The sequence below is a fragment of the Campylobacter sp. RM12654 genome (genome assembly GCF_020137585.1).
In the GTDB taxonomy this organism is placed as follows: Bacteria; Campylobacterota; Campylobacteria; order Campylobacterales; family Campylobacteraceae; genus Campylobacter_E.
In genome coordinates, this window is sequence record NZ_JACGAR010000044.1 from 1 (window position 1) to 3,630 (window position 3,630).

General features: G+C 42.8%; 2 rRNA genes. Both read left to right on the plus strand.

From position 1 onward, the window contains the following. The first annotated feature begins 390 nt into the window (after positions 1–390). A 23S ribosomal RNA gene (locus AVBRAN12654_RS09150) occupies positions 391–3,392 on the plus strand. A gap of 116 nt (positions 3,393–3,508) precedes the next feature. Next, positions 3,509–3,625 (plus strand): 5S ribosomal RNA (gene rrf / locus AVBRAN12654_RS09155). Positions 3,626–3,630: the final 5 nt, after the last annotated feature.

A 3,630-nucleotide genomic window follows, 5' to 3' on the forward strand; every position in this document is an offset into this window, starting at 1 on the left:
AAAACTTAAACAGAGCATTTAAGCTAAATGTTCTTTCTAGGTTTTATTTAATTTAATTCTATGTTTATATATAGTTTCTAACCTAGTGTTATTTTATTTATCAATGTTAAGAGTCACAAGCAAGTAATATAAAACAATTTCATAAGCTTGTTAAAGGTAGTTATACTTAATCTCTTTCTTATTACATATATTTAAGTATATATAAGAAAAAGTTTTTAAGCATCACAGCTTAGACGCTTTCCGTCTTGAAGATTAAGATTAATAATTACATAAAAACTTTAGCAAGGAAGTAATGCGTTTTAGTAATACTAAAAACAATAACAATAATGCATGCAAATATATTTCAATTAATACTATTAATTGTAAAAATATTAATAACATTATTAACAAAGGTAAGCTAATAAGAGCAAATGGTGGATGCCTTGGCAGACAAAGGCGATGAAGGACGTACTAGACTGCGATAAGCTACGAGGAGCCGTCAAGGGGCATTAATTCGTAGATTTCCGAATGGGGCAACCCAATACATAGAGATATGTATTACCATATATGGAGCGAACGTTGGGAATTGAAACATCTTAGTACCAACAGGAAAAGAAATCAATAGAGATTACGCTAGTAGCGGCGAGCGAAAGCGTAAGAGGGCAAACCACTAGTTTACTAGTGGGGTTGTAGGACTGCAACAAAGACTAAGCAAAGATAGTAGAACAAGTTGGAAAGCTTGAGCGTAGAGGGTGATACTCCCGTACATAAAATCTTTACTTTACTTAGCAGTATCCTGAGTAGGGCGAGACACGTGAAATCTTGTCTGAAGCTGGGTCGACCACGATCCAACCCTAAATACTAATGTCTGACCGATAGTGTACAAGTACCGTGAGGGAAAGGTGAAAAGAACTGAGGTGATCAGAGTGAAATAGAACCTGAAACCATTTGCTTACAATCATTCAGAGCCCTATGTAGCAATACAGGGTGATGGACTGCCTTTTGCATAATGAGCCTGCGAGTTGTGGTGTCTGGCAAGGTTAAGCTAACGTGAAGCCGTAGCGAAAGCGAGTCTTAATAGGGCGATAAGTCAGATGCTGCAGACCCGAAACGAAGTGATCTATCCATGAGCAGGTTGAAGCTAGTGTAAGAACTAGTGGAGGACCCAACCGACGGCCATTGAAACGGCTCCGGATGACTTGTGGATAGGGGTGAAAGGCCAATCAAACTTCGTGATAGCTGGTTCTCTCCGAAATATATTTAGGTATAGCGTTGTGTAGTAGCTATAAGGGGTAGAGCACTGAATGGGCTAGGGCATACACCAATGTACCAAACCCTATCAAACTCCGAATACTTATAGTGTAATCACAGCAGTCAGGCGGCGAGTGATAAAATCCGTCGTCGAGAGGGGAACAACCCAGACTACCAGCTAAGGTCCCTAAATCTTATTTGAGTGGAAAACGATGTGAAGTTACTTTAACAACCAGGAGGTTGGCTTAGAAGCAGCCATCCTTTAAAGAAAGCGTAATAGCTCACTGGTCTAGTGATTTTGCGCGGAAAATATAACGGGGCTAAAATAAGTACCGAAGCTGTAGACTTGCACTTAACTCTAGTTATTTAGCTAAGAGCTTTTATTTAAAGTTATATTTCTTTAAAATAGCATAAGCTAAAATAAGCAAGAAGTAATTAGAGTTAAGTGCAAGTGGTAGGAGAGCGTTCTATAGGCGTTGAAGATGTACCGGTAAGGAGCGTTGGAGCGTATAGAAGTGAGCATGCAGGCATGAGTAGCGATAATTAATGTGAGAATCATTAACGCCGTAAACCCAAGGTTTCCTACGCGATGCTCGTCATCGTAGGGTTAGTCGGGTCCTAAGCAAAGTCCGAAAGGGGTATGCGATGGAAAATTGGTTAATATTCCAATACCAACATTATTGTGCGATGGAAGGACGCTTAGGGCTAAGCAAGCTAGCGGATGGAAGTGCTAGTCTAAGGTAGTAGGTTGTTATACAGGCAAATCCGTATAACATTAGACCGAGAACTGAAAGGCTTTCTGAAGTCTTCGGATGGAAGGAAGAATTGCTGATGCCGTCGAGCCAAGAAAAGTTTCTAAGTTTAGATAATGTTGCCCGTACCGTAAACCGACACAGGTGGGTGGGATGAGTATTCTAAGGCGCGTGGAAGAACTCTCTTTAAGGAACTCTGCAAAATAGCACCGTATCTTCGGTATAAGGTGTGGTTAGCCTTGTATTAGGATTTACTCCGAAGGCAAGGAAACTTACAACAAAGAGTCCCTCCCGACTGTTTACCAAAAACACAGCACTCTGCTAACACGTAAGTGGATGTATAGGGTGTGACGCCTGCCCGGTGCTCGAAGGTTAATTGATGGGGTCAGCAGCAATGCGAAGCTCTTGATCGAAGCCCGAGTAAACGGCGGCCGTAACTATAACGGTCCTAAGGTAGCGAAATTCCTTGTCGGTTAAATACCGACCTGCATGAATGGCGTAACGAGATGGGAGCTGTCTCAAAGAGGGATCCAGTGAAATTGTAGTGGAGGTGAAAATTCCTCCTACCCGCGGCAAGACGGAAAGACCCCGTGGACCTTTACTACAGCTTGACACTGCTACTTGGATAAGAATGTGCAGGATAGGTGGGAGGCTTTGAGTTATAGACGCCAGTTTATAATGAGCCATCGTTGAGATACCACTCTTTCTTATTCGGGTAGCTAACTAGCGTGAGTTATCCTCACGTAGGACAATGTCTGGTGGGTAGTTTGACTGGGGCGGTCGCCTCCCAAAAAATAACGGAGGCTTACAAAGGTTGGTTCAAAACGGTTGGAAATCGTTTGTAGAGTATAAAGGCATAAACCAGCTTAACTGCAAGACAAACACGTCAAGCAGAGACGAAAGTCGGTCTTAGTGATCCGGTGGTTCTGTGTGGAAGGGCCATCGCTCAAAGGATAAAAGGTACCCCGGGGATAACAGGCTGATCTCCCCCAAGAGCTCACATCGACGGGGAGGTTTGGCACCTCGATGTCGGCTCATCGCATCCTGGGGCTGGAGCAGGTCCCAAGGGTATGGCTGTTCGCCATTTAAAGCGGTACGCGAGCTGGGTTCAGAACGTCGTGAGACAGTTCGGTCCCTATCTGCCGTGGGCGTAAGAAGATTGAAGAGATTTGACCCTAGTACGAGAGGACCGGGTTGAACGAACCACTGGTGTAGCTGTTGTTCTGCCAAGAGCATCGCAGCGTAGCTAAGTTCGGATGTGATAAGAGCTGAAAGCATCTAAGCTCGAAGCCAACTCTAAGATGAATCTTCTCTTAAGGTCGCAGCAAGACTAGCTGCTTGATAGGTTGGGTGTGTAAGTGGTGAAAGCCATTTAGCTGACCAATACTAATAGACCGTCCGCTTACTTTAAATAAGCATTACTTCCTTGCTAAGGTTTATTACTTTAGTAAGTTTAAGAGTTTAAATTACTTGCTTTTAACATTGTTATTTAAGTTTATTAAATACTAATAGATTTAAATAACAATGTCCGTGATTATACAAATGTGGTAACGCCTTGTCCCATCCCGAACCAAGAAGCTAAGCACATTGTGGGTGATGATACTACGCCTTACTGGCATGGGGAAAGTAGCTCGTTGCGGACTTGTTA